Raw genomic sequence first — 21277 nt, forward strand, 5'->3', positions numbered from 1 at the left:
CCGCTACGACAAGACCGCGACCATCTACCTCGCCGGACTCCACATCGCCGGCATCTTCCTCTGGTCCGCCCGATGATCCAAACGAAACCGCCTAGGACCTGAGGTGGTGCAGCAGGAGTAACGCGGCCGCCATGTTGGCGGCCGGGACCTCCCCACGGGCGACCATGTCGGGGACGAGCTTGAGGGGGACCCATTCCCGGCGGTCCGACTCGAAGTCGTCCACGGGGTGTCCGACGTACTCGCCCTCGTCGGCCCAGTAAATGTGGTGCCGGGCGTCCGTGAGGCCGTTGGACGGCTCCACGCTCATGAGGTGGTGCAGGGGTCCCGGCCGCCAGCCGGTCTCCTCCTCGAGTTCCCTGGCGGCCGCGCACGCGATGTCCTCGCCGTCCTCGACGACCCCCGCGGCCAGTTCCCACCCCCAGCTGTCCGTGATGAAGCGGTGGCGCCACAGCAGGAGGACCTCGTTGGCCTCGTTGACCACCGTGGCCACGGCGACGGGCCGCAGCCGTATGAGGAAGTGGTCGAGGTGCCGGCCGTCCGGCAGCTCGACATCTGCGAGATTGACGCTGAACCAGCGGTTTGCGTACACCGTTTGTTCGTTCTGTTTCGTCCACTGCACGGTTCTGCCACCTTCCGCCGAGTAAGTGGCAATATCGCAGCAGCGTGTCTCCTGAACCTACAGCGGTACGCGCAGCGCGCCGTCGATGAGTTCGGCGGCCTCGGTGGTGCCCGCACAGCCGCTGCGCACGAGGTGCTCGCGTACCGCGCGCAGTCGGTCGCGCAGTCGCTGGGACTCCATCCCCCGCGCCTGTTCTGCCATCTGGACCGCCGTGGCCACCGCCTTGTCCGCGTTGCCCTGACGCAGTTCGATGGTGCTGAGCATGGCGAGCCGGTGCACCCGGCCCCGGTCGTGCGCGGGGTTGTCCACGGCCGCCGCCGCGTGCTCCCGGGCCGCCGCCAGTTCGCCGAGGCTGAGCAGCGCCTCGGCCACCTGGACGTTGACCAGGCCCGGCTGGACATAGCCGGTCTCGTCGGGCTCGTACCCGCGCCGGATGCGTTCGGCGGCCGTCTCCGCCCGCCGGATGCAGGACAGCGCGCTCGTGCCGTCGCCGAGGTGGGCGTACGCCTTCGCCTGCATCGCGTACAGGTCGGAGGCGAGGGCGGGCGTGATGTGGCGGCCGGCGGCGCGCAGCGCGGCCTCCGCGAAGGCGACGGCCTGCCGGTACTCCCGCATGAACAGAGCCTGGTTGACCAGCAGGGCGATCACGTACGCGCCAAGTCCGCGGTCCCCGCTGGCCTTCGCCAGCCTCAGGGCCTGGTGGAAGTAGCGCTGGGCCAGGCCGTGCGCGTCGGAGTCGTACGCGCAGATGCCGGCGATCGCCACCAGCCCGCCGGTGGCCCGGTGCAGTTGGCGGCCGGTCGCGTCGGTGTAGCTGCCGCGCAGCAGCGGAGCCGCCTCCGCGTTGAGGAAGCCGACGATGCGGGTGCGGGTCGCGATGCCGCCGGCCTTGCGGTACATCTGCTCGTAGTGAGTGCGGGCCGCGCGCAGCATCTGGATGTCGGCGGGGGTGACCCGGTGCCGGCCGCCGCGCGAGACGTCCACGTCCTCGGGTGGGTTCTCCCATTCCCACACCGGCATCACGGCGGGCGTGCCGGTGACCGCGGGGGCGCCGAGGATGTGCGGGCGCTGCTGTTCGTCGGAGCGCCACAGGGCGGTGGCGCGTTCGACGAAGCCGGAGAGCGAGGTGCCGTGCGGGACGCTCGGTTCGCCGGGCACTCCGAGGCCGATGTCGTCCAGGGTGACGGGCCGTTGCAGCCGGGCGGCGAGCACCTCGCAGATCAGGTCGGGTACCTGGCCGCGTGGCCGCTGGCCCTTCAACCACCGGGCCACGGCGGTGTGTTCGTACCGGAGCGCGAGACCGCGTGCGCGGCCCGCCTGGTTGACGTGGGCGGCGAGACCGGCGTGCGAGATCCCGGCCTCGTCGAGGATCGCGTCGAGCAGAGTGTTGGGCTGCATGGATGCCCCCCGGGTGTGGCTCGGTGCCGTTAGCGTAGTGCGTTCGTCTTCACACGGGGTGTGAACGGAATGCTCGAATCCGTGCTGTGCGCGCGCTGTTGCGGAGAGTCGCCGGCCGGTTGACTGAATTGCCTCGCAAGAGGCCGGCCGGGCCGCCGGCTCCCCCTCATACAGCGGTGGCCTGGCCGTCGGCGTTGGCTCTGGTGGTCCAGGGATCGGGGCGGCGGTCGTTGCGCAGGACCAGGAGCGCGATGTCGTCCGTCGGTGTGCCGCCCGTGTGGCGGAGCACGGCGGTGAACACCCGGCGCAGGAGGGTCTGGGGCCTGACCGAATGGTCGCGTACGGCCTCCGCCAGCACCGTCGGCAGGGAGAAGAAGCGGCCCCGGGCGTCCCGGGCGTCCTCCGCCCCGTCCGTGTAGAGGACCAGGGTCTCGCCGGGACGCAGGTGGCCGCAGTGGGTGGCGGGGAGGTCGGGCGGGAGGGGGAACGGGCCGAGCGGGGGCAGCGGGTCCGCGCGGGTGAGGGGGACGACTCCCGTGCCGCTGAGCAGGTACGGCCAGGGGTGGCCGCAGTTGAGGGCGCGGATCTCGCCGTCGCGGGCGATCTCCAGGAGGAGGACGGTGACGAACTCCTCGGCGACCGGCTGGTCGGGGTCCAGGCCGCCGGCGGGGTGTTCTGCGCGGGCCCGCTCGCGCAGGTGACGGGCCAGGGCGCGCTCCAGCCGCCGCACGACACGGGCAAGTTCGGGCTCGTCGTGCACGGCCTCGCGGAAGCTGCCGAGCACGGCGGCGACGGTGCCGATGGCGGACAGGCCGTGCCCGCGCACATCGCCCATCACCACCCGGACGCCGTGCTCGGTGGCCACCGCCTCGTACAGGTCGCCGCCGATGACCGCCCCGCGGTCGGCGGACAGCTGGGCCGCGGCGACGCTCAGGCCGTCCAGGCGTGGGGGCGGCGGTCGCAGCAGCACGCTCTGCGCGGCCCCCGCCACCCGGCGGGCCTGCCGCAGCTCGCGCAGCAGCGTCCGGCGGACGTGGACGATCAGGCCGGTGCCGACCGCGAAGAACACGGCGCTGGTGGCGATCCGGGCACCGGTCCCGTCGTGCTGGGCGAGCGGACAGGCCAGTTTGTAGGTGACCGCCAAGGCTCCCCAGACCGTGGGCAGCCCCAGTGTGAGCGCGCGGCACAGCGGCCGGCGGTCGGGCTTGCGTACGGACCCCCGTCGGGTGGGCGCCCGTGCCTTGATGCGGATCATGCCGATGGCCCCCCATGCAGGCCCTGACAGAGCGGATCGGACCGGCCTCGAAAGGCCGGTCCGATTCTGTCGACGGCATGCCCCCGAAAGGGCGGGATCACCCGGACTTCTCACCCGAATGAGTGAGCGCTCACCTGACATCTGCATTTATGCAGGTGAAGCGCCCCTTCCGGGCGCTTCCCGTACTGCTAGCTCCGCAGCACCGCACCCGTGCGCTCGCCCGCGAGGGCCACCGCCGCGTCGCGGGCCGCGGAGGCCTCGTCCACCGTCAGCGTCCGGTCCCCCGCGCGGAAGCGGAGCGCGTACGCCAGGGACTTCTTGCCCTCGCCCAGCTGCTCGGCGTTCTCGTAGACGTCGAACAGGCGGATGGACTCCAGGAGTTCACCGGCGCCCTCGCGCAGCGCGGCCTCGACGTCCGCGTGCGGGACGAACCTGTCCACGACCAGGGCCACGTCCTGGGTGGCGACCGGGAAGGAGGAGATGCGCGGGGCCCTGGCCGGGCCGTTGCCGGCCCGCTCCAGCAGGTCGAGCTCCACCTCCATCGCACACGTGCGCTCCGGCAGGTGCAGTGCCTTGACGACACGCGGGTGCAGCTCACCGGCGTGACCGACCAGGGTCTCGGCGCCGTCCACCTCGGCGTACAGCGCGGCGCAGCGGCCCGGGTGCCACGGCGCGTGCTGGTCGGCGCGGACGGTCAGCGCGACGCCCGCTTCACGGGCGACGGCGCGGGCGGCCTCGACCGCGTCGGCCCAGTCGCCCGGGCGTCCCTTGCCCCACCAGCCGGACTGCTCCCGGGCCCCCGCGAGCACCACGGCGGCACGGCGCGGCTGGCGCGGCAGCGCGGTGTCGAGGCCGGCCAGTTCCTCGTCGGTGGGCCGACGGTCGACGGGCAGCCGGACCGGGACCTGTTCCTCGCCGGTGGGCCGGAAGACCAGGCCGGTCTCGAAGAGCGCCAGGTCGTGGCTGCCCCGGCCGTCGTTGCGGCGCAGCGCGCCGAGCAGGCCCGGCAGCAGCGTCGTACGGAGGGCGGGCTCCTCGTCGGAGAGCGGGTTGACGAGGGTGACCACGGTACGGCGGGGGTCGTCCGCCTCGATGCCGAGGTCGTCCAGGACCTGCTCACCGATGAAGGGGTAGTTCAGCGCCTCGACGTATCCGGCGCCGGCCAGCGCGCGCCCGATGCGCCGGTGCAGCCGCTGCCGTTCGGTCAGGCCGCGGCCCGCGGGGGGCTTGGGCAGGGTGGAGGGCAGGTTCTCGTAGCCCTCGAGGCGGATGACCTCTTCGGCCAGGTCGTTCGGGTCGGTGAGGTCGGGCCGCCAGGAGGGGACGGTGACGATCAGCTCGTCCTGCCCGTAGACGTCGCAGCCGACCTCCTGCAGCCGGCGTACGACGGTCTCGCGGCCGTACTCGACGCCCGCGACCTTGTCCGGGTGGTTCGCCGGGATGGTGATGGTGCGGGGCGCGGGCGGGGCGATCACCTCGGTGACGCCCGCGTCGGCCGTGCCGCCCGCGAGGAGCACCAGCAGGTCGACCGTGCGCTGGGCCGCGGCGGAGGCGGCCTGCGGGTCGACGCCGCGCTCGAAGCGGCGGGAGGCCTCGGAGGCCAGCTTGTGGCGGCGGGCCGTGCGTGCGATGGAGAGCGCGTCGAAGTGCGCGGCCTCCACGACGACCTCGGTGGTGGTGCCCTCGGTGTCGTCGATCTCGGTGTTGGCGCCGCCCATCACGCCCGCGAGGCCGATGGGGCCGCGGTCGTCGGTGATGACCAGGTCCGCGGCGTCGAGGGTGCGGGTCACGCCGTCGAGGGTGGTGAGCCGCTCGCCCGCCTCCGCCCGGCGCACGCCGATGGTGCCCTGGACACGGCTCCGGTCGTACGCGTGCAGGGGCTGGCCCAGCTCCAGCATCACGTAGTTCGTGACGTCGACCGCGAGGGAGATCGGGCGCATGCCGGCCTTCTGCAGGCGGCGCTTCAGCCAGATCGGGGAGTGCGCCTCCGGGTCGAGGCCGGAGACGGTGCGGGCGGTGAATCGGTCGCAGCCGAAGGGGTCGGCGACCTGGACCGGGTAGCCGAAGGCGTTCGGCGCCGGAACGTCGATCAGGGCCGGGTCGCGCAGCGGCAGGCCGTAGGCGATCGCCGTCTCACGGGCCACGCCGCGCATCGACAGGCAGTAGCCGCGGTCGGGCGTGACGGCGATGTCCAGGACCTCGTCGACCAGCTCCAGCAGCTCGATCGCGTCGGTGCCGACCTCGTGCTCCGGCGGCAGCACGATGATGCCCTTGCTGCCGTCGTCGCCCATGCCCAGCTCGTCGGCGGAGCAGATCATGCCGTGGGAGGTCTTGCCGTACGTCTTGCGCGCGGAGATCGCGAAGCCGCCGGGCAGGACGGCGCCCGGGAGGACCACGACGACCTTGTCGCCGACCGCGAAGTTGCGGGCGCCGCAGACGACCTCCTGGGGCTCACCGGTGCCGTTGGCCTGGCCGACGTCGACCGTGCAGAAGCGGATCGGCTTCTTGAAGCCCTCCAGCTCCTCGATGGTCAGCACCTGGCCGACGACGAGCGGCCCCTTGAGGTCGGCGCCGAGCTGCTCGACGGTCTCGACCTCGAGGCCGACCGAGATCAGCTTCTCCTGGACGTCGCGCCCGGTCTCCGTCGCCGGCAGGTCGACGTACTCCCGCAGCCAAGAAAGCGGGACCCGCATCAGATCTCCATCCCGAACGGCCGGGTGAACCGGACGTCACCCTCGACCATGTCTCGCATGTCTTCGACGTTGTGGCGGAACATCAGCATCCGCTCGATGCCGAACCCGAAGGCGAAGCCGCTGTACTTCTCCGGGTCGACGCCGCAGGCGACCAGCACCCGCGGGTTGACCATGCCGCAGCCGCCCAGCTCGATCCAGCCCTCGGACGAACAGGTGCGGCAGGGCCGGTCGGGGTTTCCGACGGACTCGCCCTTGCACACGTAGCAGAGCATGTCCATCTCGGCGCTCGGCTCGGTGAAGGGGAAGTAGTTCGGGCGCAGCCGGGTCTTCATCTCCGGGCCGAAGAGCGACTGGACCATGTGGTCCAGGGTGCCCTTGAGGTCGGCCATGGTCAGGCCCTCGTCGATGGCCAGCAGCTCGATCTGGTGGAAGACCGGGGTGTGGGTCGCGTCCAGCTCGTCGGTGCGGTACACGCGGCCGGGGCAGACGATGTACACCGGCAGCTCGCGGGAGAGCAGGGCGCGGGCCTGCACGGGCGAGGTGTGGGTGCGCAGGATGACGCCGGACTCGCCGTCCTCGCCCTTCGGGCCGTCGACGAAGAAGGTGTCCTGCATCTGCCGGGCCGGGTGGTCCGGGGTGAAGTTCAGGGCGTCGAAGTTGAACCACTCCGCCTCGACCTCGGGGCCCTCGGCGATCTCGTACCCCATGGACACGAAGACGTCCGCGACCCGCTCCATCATGGTGGTCAGCGGGTGCCGGGCGCCGGCCGGGACGCGGTCGTAGGGCAGCGTGACGTCCACCGACTCCTCGACCAGCACCCGGGCGTCCCGCTCGGCCTCCAGCTCGGCCTGGCGTGCGGCCAGTGCCTTGTTGACGGCACCGCGGGCCATGCCGACGCGCTTGCCGGCGTCGGCCTTGGCGTGCGGCGGCAGGGCGCCGATCTCGCGGTTGGCGAGGGCCAGCGGGGAGGCGGGGCCGGTGTGGGCGACCTTGGCCTCGTGGAGCGCGTCGAGGGAGTCCGCGGCGGCGAAGGCGGCGAGCGCCTCGTCCCGCATGCGCTCGATCTCTTCCGGTTTCAACGCCTCGACCTCTACAGGGTCGTACGACTTATTCGGTGCCGACATCTCTTCCCGTGCTTCCGATTGGCTGGCTGGAGGTCCCCGTCACCGACTCCTGGGCCGTGTGAAGGACACAAAGGTGCCAAAGGCCGAGTCTAACGGGGTGGAGACAGACGAATGCGCCCGCGGTGCGCCCTACGCCAGATAGGCCGGGGCCGCCACGGGCAACGTAAATCGGAACTCGGCGCCGCCGCCGGGGGCGCGGCCGACCGTGATGGTGCCGCCGTGGGCCTCGACGATGCCCTTGACGATGTAGAGCCCGAGGCCGGTGCCGCCGCGCTTGCTGCCCCGCCAGAAGCGGGTGAAGACGCGGTTCATGGACTCCTCCGGGATGCCGGGCCCCTCGTCGCTCACCGTGACCGACGTGCCGGTTTCCTCACCCTCGCGGGGGGACGCCGAGGGCGTGACGTCAATGGTGACGGTTCCCTCACCGTGCCGCACGGCATTTTCGATGAGGTTGCTGAGCACCTGGTCGATCTTGTCGGGGTCGGCCCACAGGGCGGGCAGCGGCTGCTCGATGCGGAGCAGGAAGCGGTCGGCGGGCTGCCCGGCGGCGACGTAGGCCTGGATGTGCCGTCCGACGGCGGCGCCGATGTCGACGGGCTGGCGGCGCACCTCCAGCCGCCCGGAGTCGATCCGCGAGATGTCCAGCAGTTCGGCGATGAGCCGGGTGACGCGGTCGGCGTCCGCGTCGACGGTCTCCAGCATCAGCCGTTTCTGGTCGTCGGTGAACCGCTCCCACTTGGCGAGCAGGGTGGCGGTGAAGCCCTTGACGGAGGTGAGCGGGGAGCGCAGCTCGTGGGCGACGGTGGCGATCAGCTCGGCGTGGCTGCGTTCGGTGCGGCGGCGGGCCTCCGTGTCGCGGAGGGTGACGACGACGCGGTGGACGGGCCCGGCCGGTTCGCTGCGCACGTAGCGGACGGACACGAGGACCTCGCGGACGCCGGGCAGCAGGAGGTTGCGCTCGGGCTGCCGCACCCGGATGGCGAGCCCCCCGTAGGGGTCGGTGAGCTGCCACCAGCGCCGCCCCTCCAGGTCTTCTAACGGCAGGGCCTTCTCCAGGGGCTGTCCGAGGGCATCGGCGGCACGGACCGCGGTGATGCGTTCGGCGGCGTCGTTGAAGCAGATGACGCGGCCGTTCTCGTCGGCGACGACGAGACCGTCGGGCAGGTCGTCCGGGTCGATGTCGAGCTCCGCGAGGCCGCCGTGCCGGGGCGCGGGGGTGCGTCGCACGTCCCGCCCCTCCGGCGCCGTGCTGGTGCCGACGACACTCATCCCCGTACCCCACCTCTCAGACGGCGCAGGGCCCCGAGCTGGTCACCCTACTAGCTCTGGGTGACGGAACGGCACCCTCCGGAGGCGCGCTGTGCACGGGCTGACGCGTAGAGACATACGGCGGCGGCCGTGGCGAGGTTCAAGCTCTCGGCCTTTCCGTGGATCGGGACGCGTACGACGGCGTCGGCCAGCGCGCGGGTCTCCTCCGGGAGCCCCCAGGCCTCGTTTCCGAACACCCATGCGGTGGGGCCGCCCATGGTGCCCTTGTCGAGCTCGTCGTCGAGGTCGCGGTCGCCGGCGCCGTCGGCGGCGAGGATGCGCACGCCGGCGTCCTTCAGCCCTGCCACGGCCTGCTCGACGGGGACGCCGACGGCGACGGGCAGGTGGAAGAGGGAGCCGACGGAGGCGCGGACCGCCTTCGGGTTGTACAGGTCGACGGAGGCGTCGGTCAGTACGACGGCCTCGGCGCCGGCGGCGTCGGCGCAGCGCAGGACGGTGCCGGCGTTGCCCGGGTCGCGGACGTGCGCGAGGACGGCGACGAGTTCGGGGCGGGCGGCGAGGATCTCCTCGAACGGGGTGTCGAGGAACCGGCAGACGCCGACGAGGCCCTGAGGGGTGACGGTGGTGGAGATGTCGGCGATGACCTCTTCGGCGGCGAGGTGGATCCGCGCACCGGCGGTGCGGGCCTCTCCGACGATGTCCGCGTACCGCTCCGCGGCCTCGACGGTGGCGAACAGCTCGACGAGGGTCGCCCGGCCGCCGGCTTGATGCCCAGCCGCCTCCCGCACGGCCTGCGGCCCCTCCGCGAGGAACAGGCGTTCCTTCCCCCGGAAGTTCCGCTTGCCCAGCCGCCGGGCGGCGGAGACACGGGCGGAACGGGGAGAGATCAGCTCGGGGGTGGCGGGCATCGGTTCACCTTTGGATGTCACGAGTACTTCTCCGGTGCGCGCGGCATGCCGCAACAGCAGGACCCGCAGGCGGTCAGCCTGCGGGTCCTGTGGTCACGTCGGCCTAACGCCGGCGCGGCGTCACGCGGCCTTGGGCGCGTTCACGTCCGCCGGCAGCGCCTTCTGGGCGACCTCGACGAGCGCGGCGAAGGCGGTGGCGTCGTTGACGGCCAGCTCGGCCAGGATCTTGCGGTCGACCTCGACGTTCGCGGCCTTCAGACCCTGGATGAAGCGGTTGTACGTGATGCCGTTGGCGCGGGCAGCGGCGTTGATGCGCTGGATCCACAGCTGCCGGAAGTCACCCTTGCGCTTCTTGCGGTCGTTGTAGTTGTAGACCAGCGAGTGGGTGACCTGCTCCTTGGCCTTGCGGTACAGGCGCGAACGCTGACCGCGGTAGCCGGAGGCCTGCTCGAGGATCGCCCGGCGCTTCTTGTGGGCGTTGACTGCCCGCTTGACGCGTGCCACTTGTTAACTCCTTGTAGCGGGGCCGTGGGGGTGCTCACACGGCCCGGAAACGATGAGGTCCCGGTCCGGACGTACGGCGCTCAGGCGGCGCCGCCGCGTCACTTGCCGAGAAGCTTCTTGATCTTCGCGGCGTCGCCCGGGGCCATCTCGGCGTTGCCGGTGAGGCGACGCGTCACGCGGGACGACTTGTGCTCGAGCAGGTGGCGCTTGCCGGCGCGCTCACGGAGCACCTTGCCGGAGCCGGTGACCTTGAAGCGCTTGCTGGCACCGCTGTGCGACTTGTTCTTCGGCATAGCGCCGTTCTCTCCTCGTCGGTGGCGCTCCGATGCCCGGTCGTGAAACCGGGCACGGTGGAGCGTCGCTCTTGTATCGGTTACGTCCTTGGGGACTGACGTCCCCCGGGATCACGCCTCGGCGGGCTCCTCGGAAGGCACCTCGGCATCGGCCGAGGCATCGGCCTCGGCATCGGCCTCGGCGGCGTTCTGCGACCGGCCGGGGTGGGCCTTCGCTTCCGCCTTGCGGGCTTCCTGCGCCTGGCGAGCCTCGGCCATCGCCTCGGTCTTCTTCTTGTGCGGACCGAGGACCATGATCATGTTGCGGCCGTCCTGCTTCGGGTTCGACTCGACGAACCCGAGGTCCTGGACGTCCTCCGCGAGACGCTGCAGCAGTCGGTAGCCCAGCTCGGGGCGGGACTGCTCGCGGCCACGGAACATGATCGTGATCTTGACCTTGTCGCCCTGCTTGAGGAACCGGACGACGTGACCCTTCTTGGTGTCATAGTCGTGCGGGTCGATCTTCGGCCGGAGCTTCATCTCCTTGATGACCGTGTGCGCCTGGTTCTTGCGCGCCTCACGGGCCTTCATGGCCGACTCGTACTTGAACTTCCCGTAGTCCATGAGCTTGCACACGGGCGGACGGGCGTTCGCCGCGACCTCGACCAGGTCCAGGTCGTACTCCTGCGCAAGCTCCAGTGCCTTGGCCAGGGGGACGATGCCCACCTGCTCGCCACTGGGACCGACAAGTCGCACCTCGGGAACGCGAATCCGGTCGTTGATGCGGGGCTCGGCGCTGATGGATCCTCCTCGGTAGCACCACACGGCGGTCTGGCGGACAGCCGCGTAACGTCTGTATTCGTAAGACCTGACCGCGCCGAAGCACAAAAAACGCCCCGGACGATCACAGGCGGGGCTCCAATGAATACCGGAGCACCGCCGCGATGACCGCGGGGCGCGATTTCGGGCGACTCCATCGTCCGTACGGAACGATGGCGGCCGCCTGACCGGAGACCCGCCGTCCCGGAGGACGGTCAGGTGGGAGATCGGAGCCTCCACTTGTGGGCCGGACACCCTGACAGATGTCTTGGGGCGTTCGGCCGGTCGTCACACAAGGTTAGCAGCTCGGGCGGGGAAGGGCTAACCGAGGCCGACTGGGGCAGGTGCCCGTCCGCCACCTATCGTGTCCCGCATGAGTGAGACCTCCCCCTCGGACACCCCCGAGACCCCCGGCACCCCCGACTTCGACGCCATGACCCGCGACATCGCCGAGGTCCCCGCGGTCGAGGTGATCGTGACGGTCGCCGTCAACCTGATGAGCGCCGCCGCCGTGAAGCTCGGGCTGACCGAGGAGGGCGACAAGTACAAGGACCTGGACGAGGCCCGCAAGCTGGTGACCGCCCTCGCCGGTCTGCTGGACGCGAGCACGACCGAGATCAGCTCCTTCCACGCGGCGCCGCTGCGCGACGGCCTGAAGTCGCTGCAGCTGGCGTTCCGCGAGGCGTCGGTCGTCCCGGACGAGCCGGGCCAGGGCCCCGGCGAGAAGTACACGGGTCCGGTCTACGGCTGACCTACTCCTGCACGTACAGGGGCTCGCCCGGAGGCGTCGTCCCGGCCGGCAGCAGTGCCAGGTCGAGGCCGCGCACCAGGCGGGCCCTGAGTGTGTCGTCGGCGGCCAGGCGCTGCGCGACCGCGCGGGCGGCCTCGGCGGGTGCGGCGGCCGGGTCGAGGACCAGGGCGAGGGTGCCGTCGGCCCGGCCGGGGCCGAGGTGGGCGCGGAGCACGGCGGGCTCGGCGGCCACGGCGGTGCGTACGGCCCGCAGAACGGCCGGGTCGGCCAGCGGGTCGGGCGTCGTACGGCCCTCGGCGAGGGCGAGCAGCGCGGGGCCTGTGAGCTCGAACGGCACCGGACCGGACAGGTCCAGCACGATCGTGTCCGCCTTCTCGTGCGCGGCGGCCTGCAGGGCCTGGTGAAGGGGTACGGCGACGGGCCGGGCCCCGGGGTCCCAGCGGGCCAGGGAGTCGGTCGAGGTGAAGGCGGGCAGGGCGGTGCGGTGGCCGGCCTTCAGGGTCGGCACGGCCATGTCGCTGGTCTTCTCGCGGCGCAGCCCGCCCTCCCGTCTCCCACCACCGCCCTTCGAAGGAGCTTCGCGCCCCTCCTGATGATCCTCCTCGACCTCGCCCAGCACGGCCACGACGGGTACCAGCAGCCGGGCACCCTTGAGCGCCTCCAGGACAGGGCCGACGGCGGTGCGGTCCTCGTCCCAGGCGGCCAGCGCGGCGCTCAGCCGGGGGTCGGCGGAGCCGTCGTCGTCGGAGAAGCCGGAGTCGGGAATGTTCTTGTTCGCCACGGTCACCGACCCTATAGGGGGGATGCTCCTGGGCTTGTGCGGCCCCTGAAACCCAGCGCACCATCGGGCGCGTGACGGTCGCCGGCGACGACTGCCTGGTCGCGGTGGTGCCGAACGGCAACGCGGGTCAGGAGACGGAATCTCGCTGGCCGAGTCGGCGGCGAAGGCGGCGGCTTCCGCCTCCGCGTCACAGCCGGGGTGAACGGCGGCCTCAGTAGCCGTCGTGCCCGTGTTCCTCGCGGCGCCCCCGCCACAGGACGACCGCCGCCACGAGCAGCACCCCGCCCGTGCTGCCGGCCAGCGGACCCGCCCAGCCCGACGACCCACCGGCGGCCTCGGCGGTGTCCGGGCCGGAGCCGAAGTACTTCTCGCCGTAGGCGGCCGCGTGGAGGCCGTCCGGTGCCAGGCGGGCGGCGGCCCTGATGGCGGCGGCGGGGTCGATCATGCCGAAGCCCCGGGAGTCGTCGCGGCCGCCGCTGGGCGCGTCCCGGGCGGTGTCCTCCAGCAGCTTCTTGATCTGCGCCGGGGTCAGGCCCGGGTGGGCGGCCTTGATCAGGGCGACGGCGCCCGAGACGAACGCGGAGGCCGCGCTCGTCCCCCACCCCTGGTAGTACTTGTGGTCCGGATCGGCGATGACGACGTCGACGCCGGGGGCGCTGACCGTGGCGTACCAGCGGCGGGTGGAGAAGGAGGCCCGGGTGCCGTAGCGGTCGACGGCGGTCGCGGCGATGACGCCCGGGTAGGCGGCCGGGTAGGAGGTGTGGTCGCCCTTCTCGCCTCCGTTGCCGGCCGAGGCGACGACGACGGTGCCCTTCTTCAGCGCGTACTGGACGGCCTCGTCCTCGCTGCGTTCGGGGTGGGCGGAGGCGGAGTCGTCCCCCAGGGAGAGGTTGATGACGTCGGCGCCGTGGTCGGCGGCCCAGCGGATGCCTTCGGCGAGGGCGTTGCCCCGGGTGGAGCGGGCCTTGGCGCGCGCGGAGTCGCCGTCCTCCAGGATCACCCGGACAGGGAGGATCTTCGCCTCGGGGGCGACGCCCATGACGCCGTCGCCGTCGCCCGGCCCGTGTCCGTGGCCGGCGATGATGCCGGCCATCGCGGTGCCGTGCCGGGCCCAGGTGCGGTCGCCGGGCCGGGCGCCGAAGCCGATCATGTCCTTGCCGGACAGCACGTTGCCCACCAGGTCCGGGTGGTCCTCCTCGACGCCGGTGTCCAGGACGGCGACGGTGATGCCCTTGCCCTTGGTGGTGCGCCAGACCTCGCCGGTGTGCATCGCGGACAGGCCCCACTGCTGGGCGCGGATGCCGTCGGCGTGCGCCGCGGTGGACGGAAGGAGGGCGAGCGAGCCGGCGAGGAGGAGGCTCAGGGCCGCCCCGGCCGTACGGTTCATGAGGGGCTCTCCGTGGCCGAGCTGACGGTCTTGCGCAGGCGCCGTTCGATGCGGTCGGCGAGGCCCTGGGCCTCGTTGCCGAGGCCCGCCTGGGCGGGGGCGGAGGTGGCGCCGGAACTCATGGCCTCCGCCGCGGGCTGCGGGTCGTCGACGGGGCGGCCGTCGGCCCACCCGGAGACGGCGTAGGCGACGACGGGGGCGTCGGTGAGGACGGAGATGGTCCAGGAGGCGCGCTGTTTGGCTCCGAAGTCCGCGGCGACGGTGTCCTTCGCGGCGTAGGGGCGGGGCATCAGGTCGCCGCGGCGGTCCAGGCCCTCGTTCTGGAAGCGGCGGGCCAGGGAGGTCATGGCGGCGGCGTCGGCCTTGGTGAAGAGCAGGCCGACGGTGGTGACGTAGCTCTGGGTGGCGTCGGTGTAGGTCGCGCGCAGCAGCCGACGGCAGCCGACGGGGGCGAGCGCCTTCCTCAGCAGCCGGTCGAAGGCGTGTGCGCAGCCGCTGTCCGGGGCGACGGCGATCCGGGTCCAGGTGCGGTCGGCGCCGCCGGGGCCCGCGCCGGTGCCCTCGACGGTGGGCGGGAAGAGCTGGTCGACGGGCACGCTGTGCCACAGGTCGGCGGCCGCGGTGTAGCCGCTGCCGGTCCCGGGGCTCCCCCCGCCCCCGGTGAGCCAGCTCCCGGTCACCGCGCCGCCGATGAGCCCGAGGCCGAGGACGACACAGGCGGCGGCAGCGGCGGTACGGGGTCGCACCCGCGCCCCGAGCGGCCGGGGCCGGCCGCGCTCGTCGTACCCCTCGGTCTGCCCGAGCGACACCACGGGCCGCCCGGCGTCCATCGGGGGACGCGCCGGCAGGGCCGCGCTCCAGGAGAGGGCGGGGTCCGGGGACAGCGCGGACGCGGTCGCCGCTCGGGGCGAGGCGTCCGGGGGGGAGGACGGGGGGCGTGTTCCGTGCGCGGTCGGGCCGGAGGCCTCGGAGGCCTGGTCGGCGGTGGGCTCGGGCTTCGCCGCCGAGGGGATCGGGCGCAGCCGTGCGGTCGTCTCGGCGGGGGTTTCGGCCGGGGCGCCGGTACGCGGGTGGGGCACGGCGGGGCGGTTGCCGGGACGGGGTGGGGCGCCGTCTCCCGCGGGGGTGCCGGCGCGCTCGCGGCCCGGTTCGCGGCCGATGGCCGGCGGCGCGTCGGGGAAGCGGGCCGAGGCGGGTGGCGGCGGGGCGGCGGGAGTGGGGTTGCGTGCGGCGAAGGCGGGGCGCAGGTACGGGAACCGCGGCCACGGGTCCGGGGACCCCGAGCCGGGGCGGCTCGTGTGCACGTCACCCGCGGTGCGGGCCGCCGGCGTACCGGAACCGGGGCGCACCGGCGCGGCCGGCCCGCGCGAGCCGGACGCGGCACCACCGGATGCCGTACGCGGATCCGAGGACGTTCGACCGGCCGCCGTACGCGAACCCGACGCGCTGTCAGCGCCCTCCGTACGACCGGGCGCCGCACCGGTCTGCGGCGTACGCCCCCGCGTCGCGTCCGCACCGGCATCCGCCGCGGGCGCGCTGTCCCGCGCGCCCTCCGGCCGCGGTTCCCCTTCCGTGGCGTCGTCGCCCGTCGGAGCGGGGCCCCGGGAGGGGCGGTGGGGAGGAACCGGGGCGTGCCGCGCTTCCGTGCTCATGCACCCCCCGCTTCCTCGTGCCGTTACGCGTACCCGCACGCGCGGACCGGTATCCCGGCGCAGGGCCGGAGGCCGGGGTGGTTCCACCGTGCGTGCGCGTCACTCTACGGGTTGGCCCCGGCCGAACGGGAACCAGTCCACGAGCCCGGGGCATCTGCCCGGAACGTCCCCCTACCCTGCGGTAATCCTGTCTGGCAGGCTTCGTGCATGACTGCGCGCGCCGCCGACCGGGCCCGTTACGACCGGGCCACCGCCCATCTCGACGCCCCTCTCGCGATCGTGGACCTGGGCGCCTTCGACGCCAACGCGGACGACCTCGTCCGGCGGGCCGGCGGGAAGCCGATCCGCCTCGCCAGCAAGTCCGTGCGCTGCCGTGCCCTGCTGGAGCGGGTGCTGGCGAAGGACGGGTTCGCGGGCATCATGTCGTTCACGCTGGCCGAGTCGCTGTGGCTCGCCCGTTCCGGCTTCGACGACGTCCTGCTCGCCTATCCGTCCGTCGACCGCGCCGGTTACGCGGAACTCACCGGCGATCCCAAGCTCGCCGCCGCCGTCACGGTGATGGTCGACAGCCCGGCCCAGCTGGACCTGATCGACGCCGCCCGCGCCGGTGGCCGCGAAGTGGTGCGTGTCTGCCTGGAGTTGGACACCTCGCTGAAGCTGCTCGGCGGGCGGGTCCGGGTGGGCGCGCTGCGTTCTCCGCTGCACTCCCCCACCCAGGTCGCCGACCTGGCGCGGGCGGTGACCCGGCGTCCGGGCTTCCGGCTCGTGGGGATCATGGCGTACGAGGGGCACATCGCCGGGGTCGGTGACGCGATCGCCGGGCGGCCCTTCCGCTCGCGTGCGGTCCGGCTGATGCAGGCCACCGCCCGGCGGGAACTGGCCGAGCGGCGGGCCGCGGTGGTGCGGGCGGTCCGGGCGGTGGCGCCCGACCTGGAGTTCGTCAACGGCGGCGGCACGGGCAGTGTGCAGCACACCGCGGCGGAGGACGCCGTCACGGAGATCGGCGCCGGGTCGGGGCTGTACGTGCCGCGGCTGTTCGACAACTACACGTCCTTCACCGGCCGCCCGGCAGCGCTCTTCGCCACGCCCGTCGTACGGCGGCCCGGGGTGGGCGTCGTGACCGTGCTCGGCGGCGGCTATCCCGCCTCGGGCGCCCCCGGCCGCGACCGGCTGCCGGTGCCGTACCTGCCGGAGGGGCTCCGCTACGACCCCCGGGAGGGGCCCGGCGAGGTGCAGACGCCGCTGCTCGGCTCGCCCGCCGACGACCTGCTGATCGGCGACAGGGTGTGGTTCCGGCACGCGAAGGCCGGTGAGCTGTGCGAGCGGTTCGACGTGCTGCACCTGATCGAGGGTGACGCGGTGACGGCGACGGTGCCGACGTACCGGGGCGAGGGGCACACCTTCCTCTGACCGGCCGCCGTCAGCGCGTTCGCCCCTAAAGAGGCGTGACGTACGCGCCCGCGATTCCGCCGTCCACCAGGAAGTCGGTGGCGTTGACGAAGGAGGAGTCGTCGCTGGCCAGGAAGGCGACGGCGGCGGCGATCTCCTCGGCCTCGGCGAACCGGCCGACCGGGATGTGCACCAGGCGGCGGGCGGCCCGCTCCGGGTCCTTGGCGAACAGCTCCTGCAGCAGGGGGGTGTTGACCGGGCCCGGGCAGAGGGCGTTGACCCGGATGCCCTCCCGGGCGAACTGCACGCCCAGCTCGCGGGACATGGCCAGGACGCCGCCCTTGGATGCGGTGTACGAAATCTGCGAGGTCGCCGCGCCCATCCGGGCCACGAAGGACGCCGTGTTGATGATGGAGCCCTTGCCCTGGCGGCGCATGTAGGGGATGGCGGCCTTGCAGCACAGGTAGACGGAGGTGAGGTTGACCTCCTGGACGCGTTTCCAGGCCTCCAGGCCGGTCTCCAGGATGGAGTCGTCGTCGGGCGGGGAGATACCGGCGTTGTTGAAGGCGACGTCGACGCTGCCGTAGGTGTCGTAGGCGGCCTTGAAGAGCGCCTCGACCTGCTCGGGGTCCGTGACGTCGACCTTCACGAAGAGCCCGCCGGTCTCCTCGGCGGCGGCCTTGCCGCGGGCCTCGTCGACGTCGCCGCAGACGACGTGCGCGCCCTCGGAGGCGAGCCGGCGCGCGGCGGCGAGGCCGATGCCGCTGCCGGCCCCGGTGACGACGGCGGTACGGCCGGCCAGGCGGCGGCAGATGTTTTCTTCGGTCATGTGCGGCTCAGTCCTCCGTGCTGATGAAGACGTTCTTGGTTTCGGTGAAGGCGGTCAGGGCTTCGGGTCCGAGTTCGCGGCCGAGACCGGACTGCTTGAACCCGCCGAACGGGGTCCAGTAGCGGACGCTGGAGTGGGAGTTGACGGAGAGGTTGCCGGCGCGCACGGCCTGGGACATCCGCAGGGCGCGGCCGACGTCCCGGGTCCAGATGGAGCCGGACAGGCCGTACGGGGTGTCGTTGGCGAGGCGGACGGCGTCCTCCTCGTCGGTGAACGGCAGCAGCACGGCGACCGGGCCGAAGATCTCCTCGCGGGCCGCGGCGGAGTCGGGCCGCTCCCCGGTGAGCACGGTCGGCGGGAACCAGAAGCCGGGCCCGTCGGGCGCGCTGCCGCGCAGGGCGGGGGCGCCCTCGGGAACGTATCCCCGTACTCGGTCGAGTTGCCGGCGGGAGATCAGCGGGCCCATCTGGGTCTTCTCGTCGGCCGGGTCGCCCACGACCACGGCGGACAGCGCGTCGGCGAGCAGTTCGCGGACCTCGTCGTAGGCGGGCTCCTGGACCAGGATGCGGGTGCGGGCGCAGCAGTCCTGGCCGGAGTTGTCGAGGAAGGAGAAGGGGTCGACGGCGGCCTTCAGATCGGCGTCGGCGAAGACGATGTTGGGGCTCTTGCCGCCGAGTTCGAGGGTGACGCGTTTGAGGAGCGCCGAGCCCTTCGCCAGCACCTGGGTGCCGACGGCCGTCGACCCGGTGAAGACGATCTTCGCCACGCCCGGGTGTTCCACGAGCGCGTTGCCCGCGACCGGGCCGTGGCCGGGCAGCACCTGGAACAGGCCCTCGGGCAGCCCTGCTTCCAGGGCGAGTTCGGCAAGGCGCAGGGCGGTCAGGGGCGTCGTCTCGGCCGGCTTGAGAAGCACCGCGTTGCCGGCCGCGAGCGCGGGGGCGGTGCCCCAGGCCGCGATCGGCAGGGGGAAGTTCCACGGGGCGATGACACCGACGACGCCCAGCGGTTCGAGGATCGTGACGTCGAGGCCGCCCGCCACCGGGATCTGGCGCCCGGTCAGCCGTTCCACTCCCCCGGCCGCGTAGTCGAGGAGATCGCGGACGTTGCCCGCCTCCCAGCGGGCGTTGCCGAGCGTGTGTCCGGCCTCGCGGACCTCCAGCCGGGCGAGTTCCTCCAGGTGGTCGTCGACGGTGACGGCGAAGCGGCGCAGCAGCCGGGCCCGTTCGCTCGGCGCGAGGGCGGCCCACCGGGCCTGCGCCCGGGTGGCTCGCAGGACCGCCGTGTCCACGTCGGCCGGGGTGGCGGCCGGGACGGTCGCGACGACCTCCTCGGTGGCGGGGTTCAGAACCTGGAGCTCGTGCTCGTGGGACGAGTGCTCGTGGGACAAGAGGGGCCTCACAGGCGTTCGAAGGAGCGGCGCAGCTCCCAGTCGGTGACCGCGGCGTCGAAGGCCTCCAGCTCGACGCGCGCCATGTTGCGGTAGTGCGCGACGACCTCGTCGCCGAAGGCGGCCCTGGCGATCGGGCTGTTCTCCCACAGGTCGGCGGCCTCGCGCAGGGTGGTGGGGACGTGAGCGAAGTCGGCGGTGTAGGCGTTGCCGGGACAAGGCTCGGGCAGCTCCAGCTTCTGCTCGATGCCGTACAGGCCCGCGGCCACCAGTCCCGCCACGGCCAGGTGCGGGTTGACGTCGCCGCCGGGGAGCCGGTTCTCGAAGCGCAGGGAGCGGCCGTGGCCGACGACGCGGAGGGCGCAGGTGCGGTTGTCGTGGCCCCAGGCGACGGCCGTCGGGGCGAAGGAGCCGGGCTGGAAGCGCTTGTAGGAGTTGATGTTGGGCGCGTAGAGGAGGGAGAAGTCGCGGAGGGCGGCGAGCTGGCCGGCGAGGAAGTGGCGCATGAGCTCCGACATGCCGCCCGGGTCCTGGGAGGAGCCCGCCATGGCGTTGTTGCCGTCGGCGTCGGCGAGCGAGAGGTGGATGTGGCAGGAGTTGCCCTCGCGCTCGTTGTACTTGGCCATGAAGGTGAGGGACATGCCCTCCTGCGCGGCGATCTCCTTGGCGCCGGTCTTGTAGATGGCGTGCTGGTCGCAGGTGACGAGTGCCTCGTCGTAGCGGAACGCGATCTCGTGCTGGCCGGGGTTGCACTCGCCCTTGGCGGACTCGACGGTGAGGCCGGCGCCCGCCATCTCGTTGCGGATGCGGCGCAGCAGGGGCTCGATGCGGCCGGTGCCGAGGACCGAGTAGTCGATGTTGTACTGGTTGGCCGGGGTCAGGCCTCGGTAGTTCGCTTCCCAGGCCTGCTCGTAGGTGTCCTTGAAGACGATGAACTCCAGCTCGGTGCCGGCCTGGGCGGTGTAGCCGAGCTCGGCGAGCCGCTCCAGCTGGCGGCGCAGGATCTGGCGGGGCGCGGCGACGACCGGGGAGCCGTCGTTCCAGGCGAGGTCGGCGATGAGCATGGCCGTGCCCGCGTTCCAGGGGACACGGCGGAGGGTGGACAGGTCGGGGTGCATGGCGAAGTCGCCGTAGCCGCGGTCCCAGGAGGACATGGCGTAGCCGTCGACGGTGTTCATCTCGGTGTCGACGGCGAGCAGGTAGTTGCAGCCCTCGGTGCCGTGCCGGAGCACCTCGTCCAGGAAGAAGCGTGCGGCGAACCGCTTGCCCTGGAGCCGGCCTTGCATGTCGGGGAAGGCCAGGACGACAGTGTCGATCTCACCGCCTGCGACGAGGGCGTGCAGTTCCTCGACACTGAGCGGGGGTGTGCGGTCTGCCACGGGAGAGCTCCTTCGGCTTCTTCGCGTTTTGCGGCCGGGCCGGGAGCCATAAGGTATTGCCGAGAACCATTGCTTGGGAAGGGGGCACGGCCAGATGTCAGTGGATGCCGAGGGCGGTCTCGACGACCGGCTCACGCCGGTGCTGCGGCCGGTGCGGGCGGGCAACGGCTTCGAGGAGGCGCTGGAGCAGATCCTGCAGGTGGTCCGGCTCGGCCTGGTGCCGGGCGGGGAGCGGCTGCCCGCCGAGCGGGAGCTGGCGGAGCGGCTGGGGATCAGCCGGGTGACGCTGCGCGAGGTGCTGAAGGTGCTCCAGGACCAGGGGCTGGTGGAGGCACGGCGCGGGCGCTACGGCGGCACGTTCGTGCTGCCGCGCACGGACGCGGGCGGCGAGGACGAGTTGCGGCGCCGGATCGCCGAGGTCGACATCGAGGACGTACTCCGCTTCCGGGAGGTGCTGGAGGTCGGCGCGGCGGGTCTGTGCGCGGCGCACGGACTGGCCGGGGAGCAGGCGGCCCGGCTGCGCGAGGCGCTGGCCCGCACCCACGACGCGCCGCTCGCCGACTACCGCCGCCTGGACACCCTGCTCCACCTCACGCTGGCCGAGCTGTGCGGCTCGCCTACGCTGACCGCGCAGTACGCGGCCGTCCGGGCGACCGTGAACGACCTGCTGGACTGCATCCCGCTCCTGGTGCGCAACCTTGAGCACTCGCAGCGGCAGCACACCGCGCTGGTCGAGGCGGTGCTGGACGGGGACGCGGACGGAGCGCGGGAGATGATGCGGGAGCACTGCGCGGGGACGGCGGCGCTGCTGCGGGGGTTCCTGACATGAGCGGGCTCTGCAAAGGTGTGCGTGTGGACCAT

19 protein-coding genes are annotated in these 21277 nt (G+C 72.7%); 3 read left to right on the forward strand and 16 right to left on the reverse strand.

What is annotated here, in order from left to right; all coding sequences use genetic code 11:
• Positions 1-91 precede the first annotated feature (91 nt).
• From ACIBBH_RS21505 to infC, 10 genes are all read right to left on the reverse strand, one after another.
• Positions 92-619 carry an NUDIX hydrolase gene (locus ACIBBH_RS21505; protein WP_399406864.1) on the reverse strand — a complete coding sequence of 176 codons (528 nt, stop codon included), beginning with the start codon at positions 617-619 and terminating at the stop codon, positions 92-94.
• 57 nt (positions 620-676) lie between these two features.
• Positions 677-2017, reverse strand: coding sequence for a transcriptional regulator (locus tag ACIBBH_RS21510; RefSeq protein ID WP_399406866.1), 1341 nt, complete (start codon positions 2015-2017; stop codon positions 677-679).
• A gap of 166 nt (positions 2018-2183) precedes the next feature.
• The gene (locus ACIBBH_RS21515) at positions 2184-3272 is read right to left on the reverse strand and encodes a PP2C family protein-serine/threonine phosphatase (protein WP_399406868.1); all 1089 of its coding nucleotides are present in this window, start codon (positions 3270-3272) and stop codon (positions 2184-2186) included.
• Between the two features lie 188 nt (positions 3273-3460).
• On the reverse strand, positions 3461-5965 hold the full coding sequence (pheT, locus tag ACIBBH_RS21520; protein WP_399406870.1) for a phenylalanine--tRNA ligase subunit beta: 2505 nt from the start codon (positions 5963-5965) through the stop codon (positions 3461-3463).
• On the reverse strand, positions 5965-7089 hold the full coding sequence (gene pheS, locus ACIBBH_RS21525; protein WP_399406872.1) for a phenylalanine--tRNA ligase subunit alpha: 1125 nt from the start codon (positions 7087-7089) through the stop codon (positions 5965-5967). Before pheS ends, pheT begins: the two co-directional genes overlap by 1 nt.
• A 129-nt stretch (positions 7090-7218) precedes the next feature.
• Positions 7219-8358 carry an ATP-binding protein gene (locus tag ACIBBH_RS21530; protein WP_399406874.1) on the reverse strand — a complete coding sequence of 380 codons (1140 nt, stop codon included), beginning with the start codon at positions 8356-8358 and terminating at the stop codon, positions 7219-7221.
• Positions 8359-8408: 50 nt separating this feature from the next.
• A complete protein-coding gene (locus tag ACIBBH_RS21535) occupies positions 8409-9266 on the reverse strand; it encodes a TrmH family RNA methyltransferase (protein WP_399406877.1) in 858 nt (285 codons plus the stop codon).
• Positions 9267-9386: 120 nt separating this feature from the next.
• Complete coding sequence (rplT, locus tag ACIBBH_RS21540; RefSeq protein ID WP_004933571.1) at positions 9387-9770, reverse strand: 50S ribosomal protein L20; 384 nt, start codon at positions 9768-9770, stop codon at positions 9387-9389.
• 98 nt (positions 9771-9868) lie between these two features.
• Entirely contained in the window at positions 9869-10063 is a 195-nt protein-coding gene (gene rpmI / locus ACIBBH_RS21545) for a 50S ribosomal protein L35 (RefSeq protein WP_004933563.1), read from the reverse strand.
• A gap of 111 nt (positions 10064-10174) precedes the next feature.
• Complete coding sequence (gene infC, locus ACIBBH_RS21550) at positions 10175-10867, reverse strand: translation initiation factor IF-3 (protein WP_399406879.1); 693 nt, start codon at positions 10865-10867, stop codon at positions 10175-10177.
• Positions 10868-11234: 367 nt separating this feature from the next.
• Here infC and ACIBBH_RS21555 point away from each other — a divergent pair, with 367 nt between their 5' ends.
• Complete coding sequence (locus tag ACIBBH_RS21555) at positions 11235-11612, forward strand: DUF1844 domain-containing protein (protein ID WP_399406881.1); 378 nt, start codon at positions 11235-11237, stop codon at positions 11610-11612.
• Between the two features lies 1 nt (position 11613).
• Here ACIBBH_RS21555 and ACIBBH_RS21560 read toward each other — a convergent pair whose 3' ends face one another.
• The 3 genes from ACIBBH_RS21560 to ACIBBH_RS21570 all read right to left on the reverse strand — a co-directional run bounded on the left by ACIBBH_RS21560 (position 11614) and on the right by ACIBBH_RS21570 (position 15432).
• On the reverse strand, positions 11614-12393 hold the full coding sequence (locus ACIBBH_RS21560) for an SseB family protein (protein WP_399406883.1): 780 nt from the start codon (positions 12391-12393) through the stop codon (positions 11614-11616).
• Between the two features lie 211 nt (positions 12394-12604).
• Complete coding sequence (mycP, locus tag ACIBBH_RS21565; RefSeq protein ID WP_399406885.1) at positions 12605-13780, reverse strand: type VII secretion-associated serine protease mycosin; 1176 nt, start codon at positions 13778-13780, stop codon at positions 12605-12607.
• Complete coding sequence (locus ACIBBH_RS21570; RefSeq protein WP_399406886.1) at positions 13777-15432, reverse strand: hypothetical protein; 1656 nt, start codon at positions 15430-15432, stop codon at positions 13777-13779. The genes mycP and ACIBBH_RS21570 overlap by 4 nt, the downstream gene beginning before the upstream one ends.
• Positions 15433-15639: 207 nt before the next feature.
• Between ACIBBH_RS21570 and ACIBBH_RS21575 the strand changes: the two genes are divergently transcribed.
• Positions 15640-16842, forward strand: coding sequence for an amino acid deaminase/aldolase (locus ACIBBH_RS21575; protein WP_399406888.1), 1203 nt, complete (start codon positions 15640-15642; stop codon positions 16840-16842).
• Between the two features lie 25 nt (positions 16843-16867).
• On the opposite strand, the gene ACIBBH_RS21580 is transcribed toward ACIBBH_RS21575, so the two are convergent.
• The 3 genes from ACIBBH_RS21580 to ACIBBH_RS21590 are packed head-to-tail and all read right to left on the reverse strand — an operon-like array spanning position 16868 to position 20416.
• The gene (locus ACIBBH_RS21580) at positions 16868-17650 is read right to left on the reverse strand and encodes a 3-oxoacyl-ACP reductase (RefSeq protein WP_399406890.1); all 783 of its coding nucleotides are present in this window, start codon (positions 17648-17650) and stop codon (positions 16868-16870) included.
• A gap of 7 nt (positions 17651-17657) precedes the next feature.
• Positions 17658-19037, reverse strand: a complete 1380-nt coding sequence (locus ACIBBH_RS21585) for an aldehyde dehydrogenase family protein (RefSeq protein ID WP_399406892.1) — start codon at positions 19035-19037, stop codon at positions 17658-17660.
• A gap of 8 nt (positions 19038-19045) precedes the next feature.
• Positions 19046-20416, reverse strand: coding sequence for a glutamine synthetase family protein (locus ACIBBH_RS21590; protein WP_399406894.1), 1371 nt, complete (start codon positions 20414-20416; stop codon positions 19046-19048).
• A gap of 94 nt (positions 20417-20510) precedes the next feature.
• Here ACIBBH_RS21590 and ACIBBH_RS21595 point away from each other — a divergent pair, with 94 nt between their 5' ends.
• A complete protein-coding gene (locus ACIBBH_RS21595) occupies positions 20511-21245 on the forward strand; it encodes a FadR/GntR family transcriptional regulator (RefSeq protein WP_399406896.1) in 735 nt (244 codons plus the stop codon).
• Positions 21246-21277: the final 32 nt, after the last annotated feature.

This window comes from Streptomyces sp. NPDC051636, from assembly GCF_044453765.1.
GTDB lineage: Bacteria > Actinomycetota > Actinomycetes > Streptomycetales > Streptomycetaceae > Streptomyces.

Bases quoted from the DNA above. Each gene is read 5' to 3' on its own strand.
- mycP (WP_399406885.1), bottom strand. From the start codon at position 13,780: ATGAACCGTACGGCCGGGGCGGCCCTGAGCCTCCTCCTCGCCGGCTCG.
- ACIBBH_RS21530 (WP_399406874.1), bottom strand. From the start codon at position 8,358: ATGAGTGTCGTCGGCACCAGCACGGCGCCGGAGGGGCGGGACGTGCGA.
- rpmI (WP_004933563.1), bottom strand. From the start codon at position 10,063: ATGCCGAAGAACAAGTCGCACAGCGGTGCCAGCAAGCGCTTCAAGGTC.
- ACIBBH_RS21555 (WP_399406881.1), top strand. From the start codon at position 11,235: ATGAGTGAGACCTCCCCCTCGGACACCCCCGAGACCCCCGGCACCCCC.
- ACIBBH_RS21570 (WP_399406886.1), bottom strand. From the start codon at position 15,432: ATGAGCACGGAAGCGCGGCACGCCCCGGTTCCTCCCCACCGCCCCTCC.
- ACIBBH_RS21595 (WP_399406896.1), top strand. From the start codon at position 20,511: ATGTCAGTGGATGCCGAGGGCGGTCTCGACGACCGGCTCACGCCGGTG.
- pheS (WP_399406872.1), bottom strand. From the start codon at position 7,089: ATGTCGGCACCGAATAAGTCGTACGACCCTGTAGAGGTCGAGGCGTTG.
- ACIBBH_RS21575 (WP_399406888.1), top strand. From the start codon at position 15,640: ATGACTGCGCGCGCCGCCGACCGGGCCCGTTACGACCGGGCCACCGCC.
- ACIBBH_RS21535 (WP_399406877.1), bottom strand. From the start codon at position 9,266: ATGCCCGCCACCCCCGAGCTGATCTCTCCCCGTTCCGCCCGTGTCTCC.
- ACIBBH_RS21510 (WP_399406866.1), bottom strand. From the start codon at position 2,017: ATGCAGCCCAACACTCTGCTCGACGCGATCCTCGACGAGGCCGGGATC.
- ACIBBH_RS21515 (WP_399406868.1), bottom strand. From the start codon at position 3,272: ATGATCCGCATCAAGGCACGGGCGCCCACCCGACGGGGGTCCGTACGC.
- pheT (WP_399406870.1), bottom strand. From the start codon at position 5,965: ATGCGGGTCCCGCTTTCTTGGCTGCGGGAGTACGTCGACCTGCCGGCG.
- ACIBBH_RS21580 (WP_399406890.1), bottom strand. From the start codon at position 17,650: ATGACCGAAGAAAACATCTGCCGCCGCCTGGCCGGCCGTACCGCCGTC.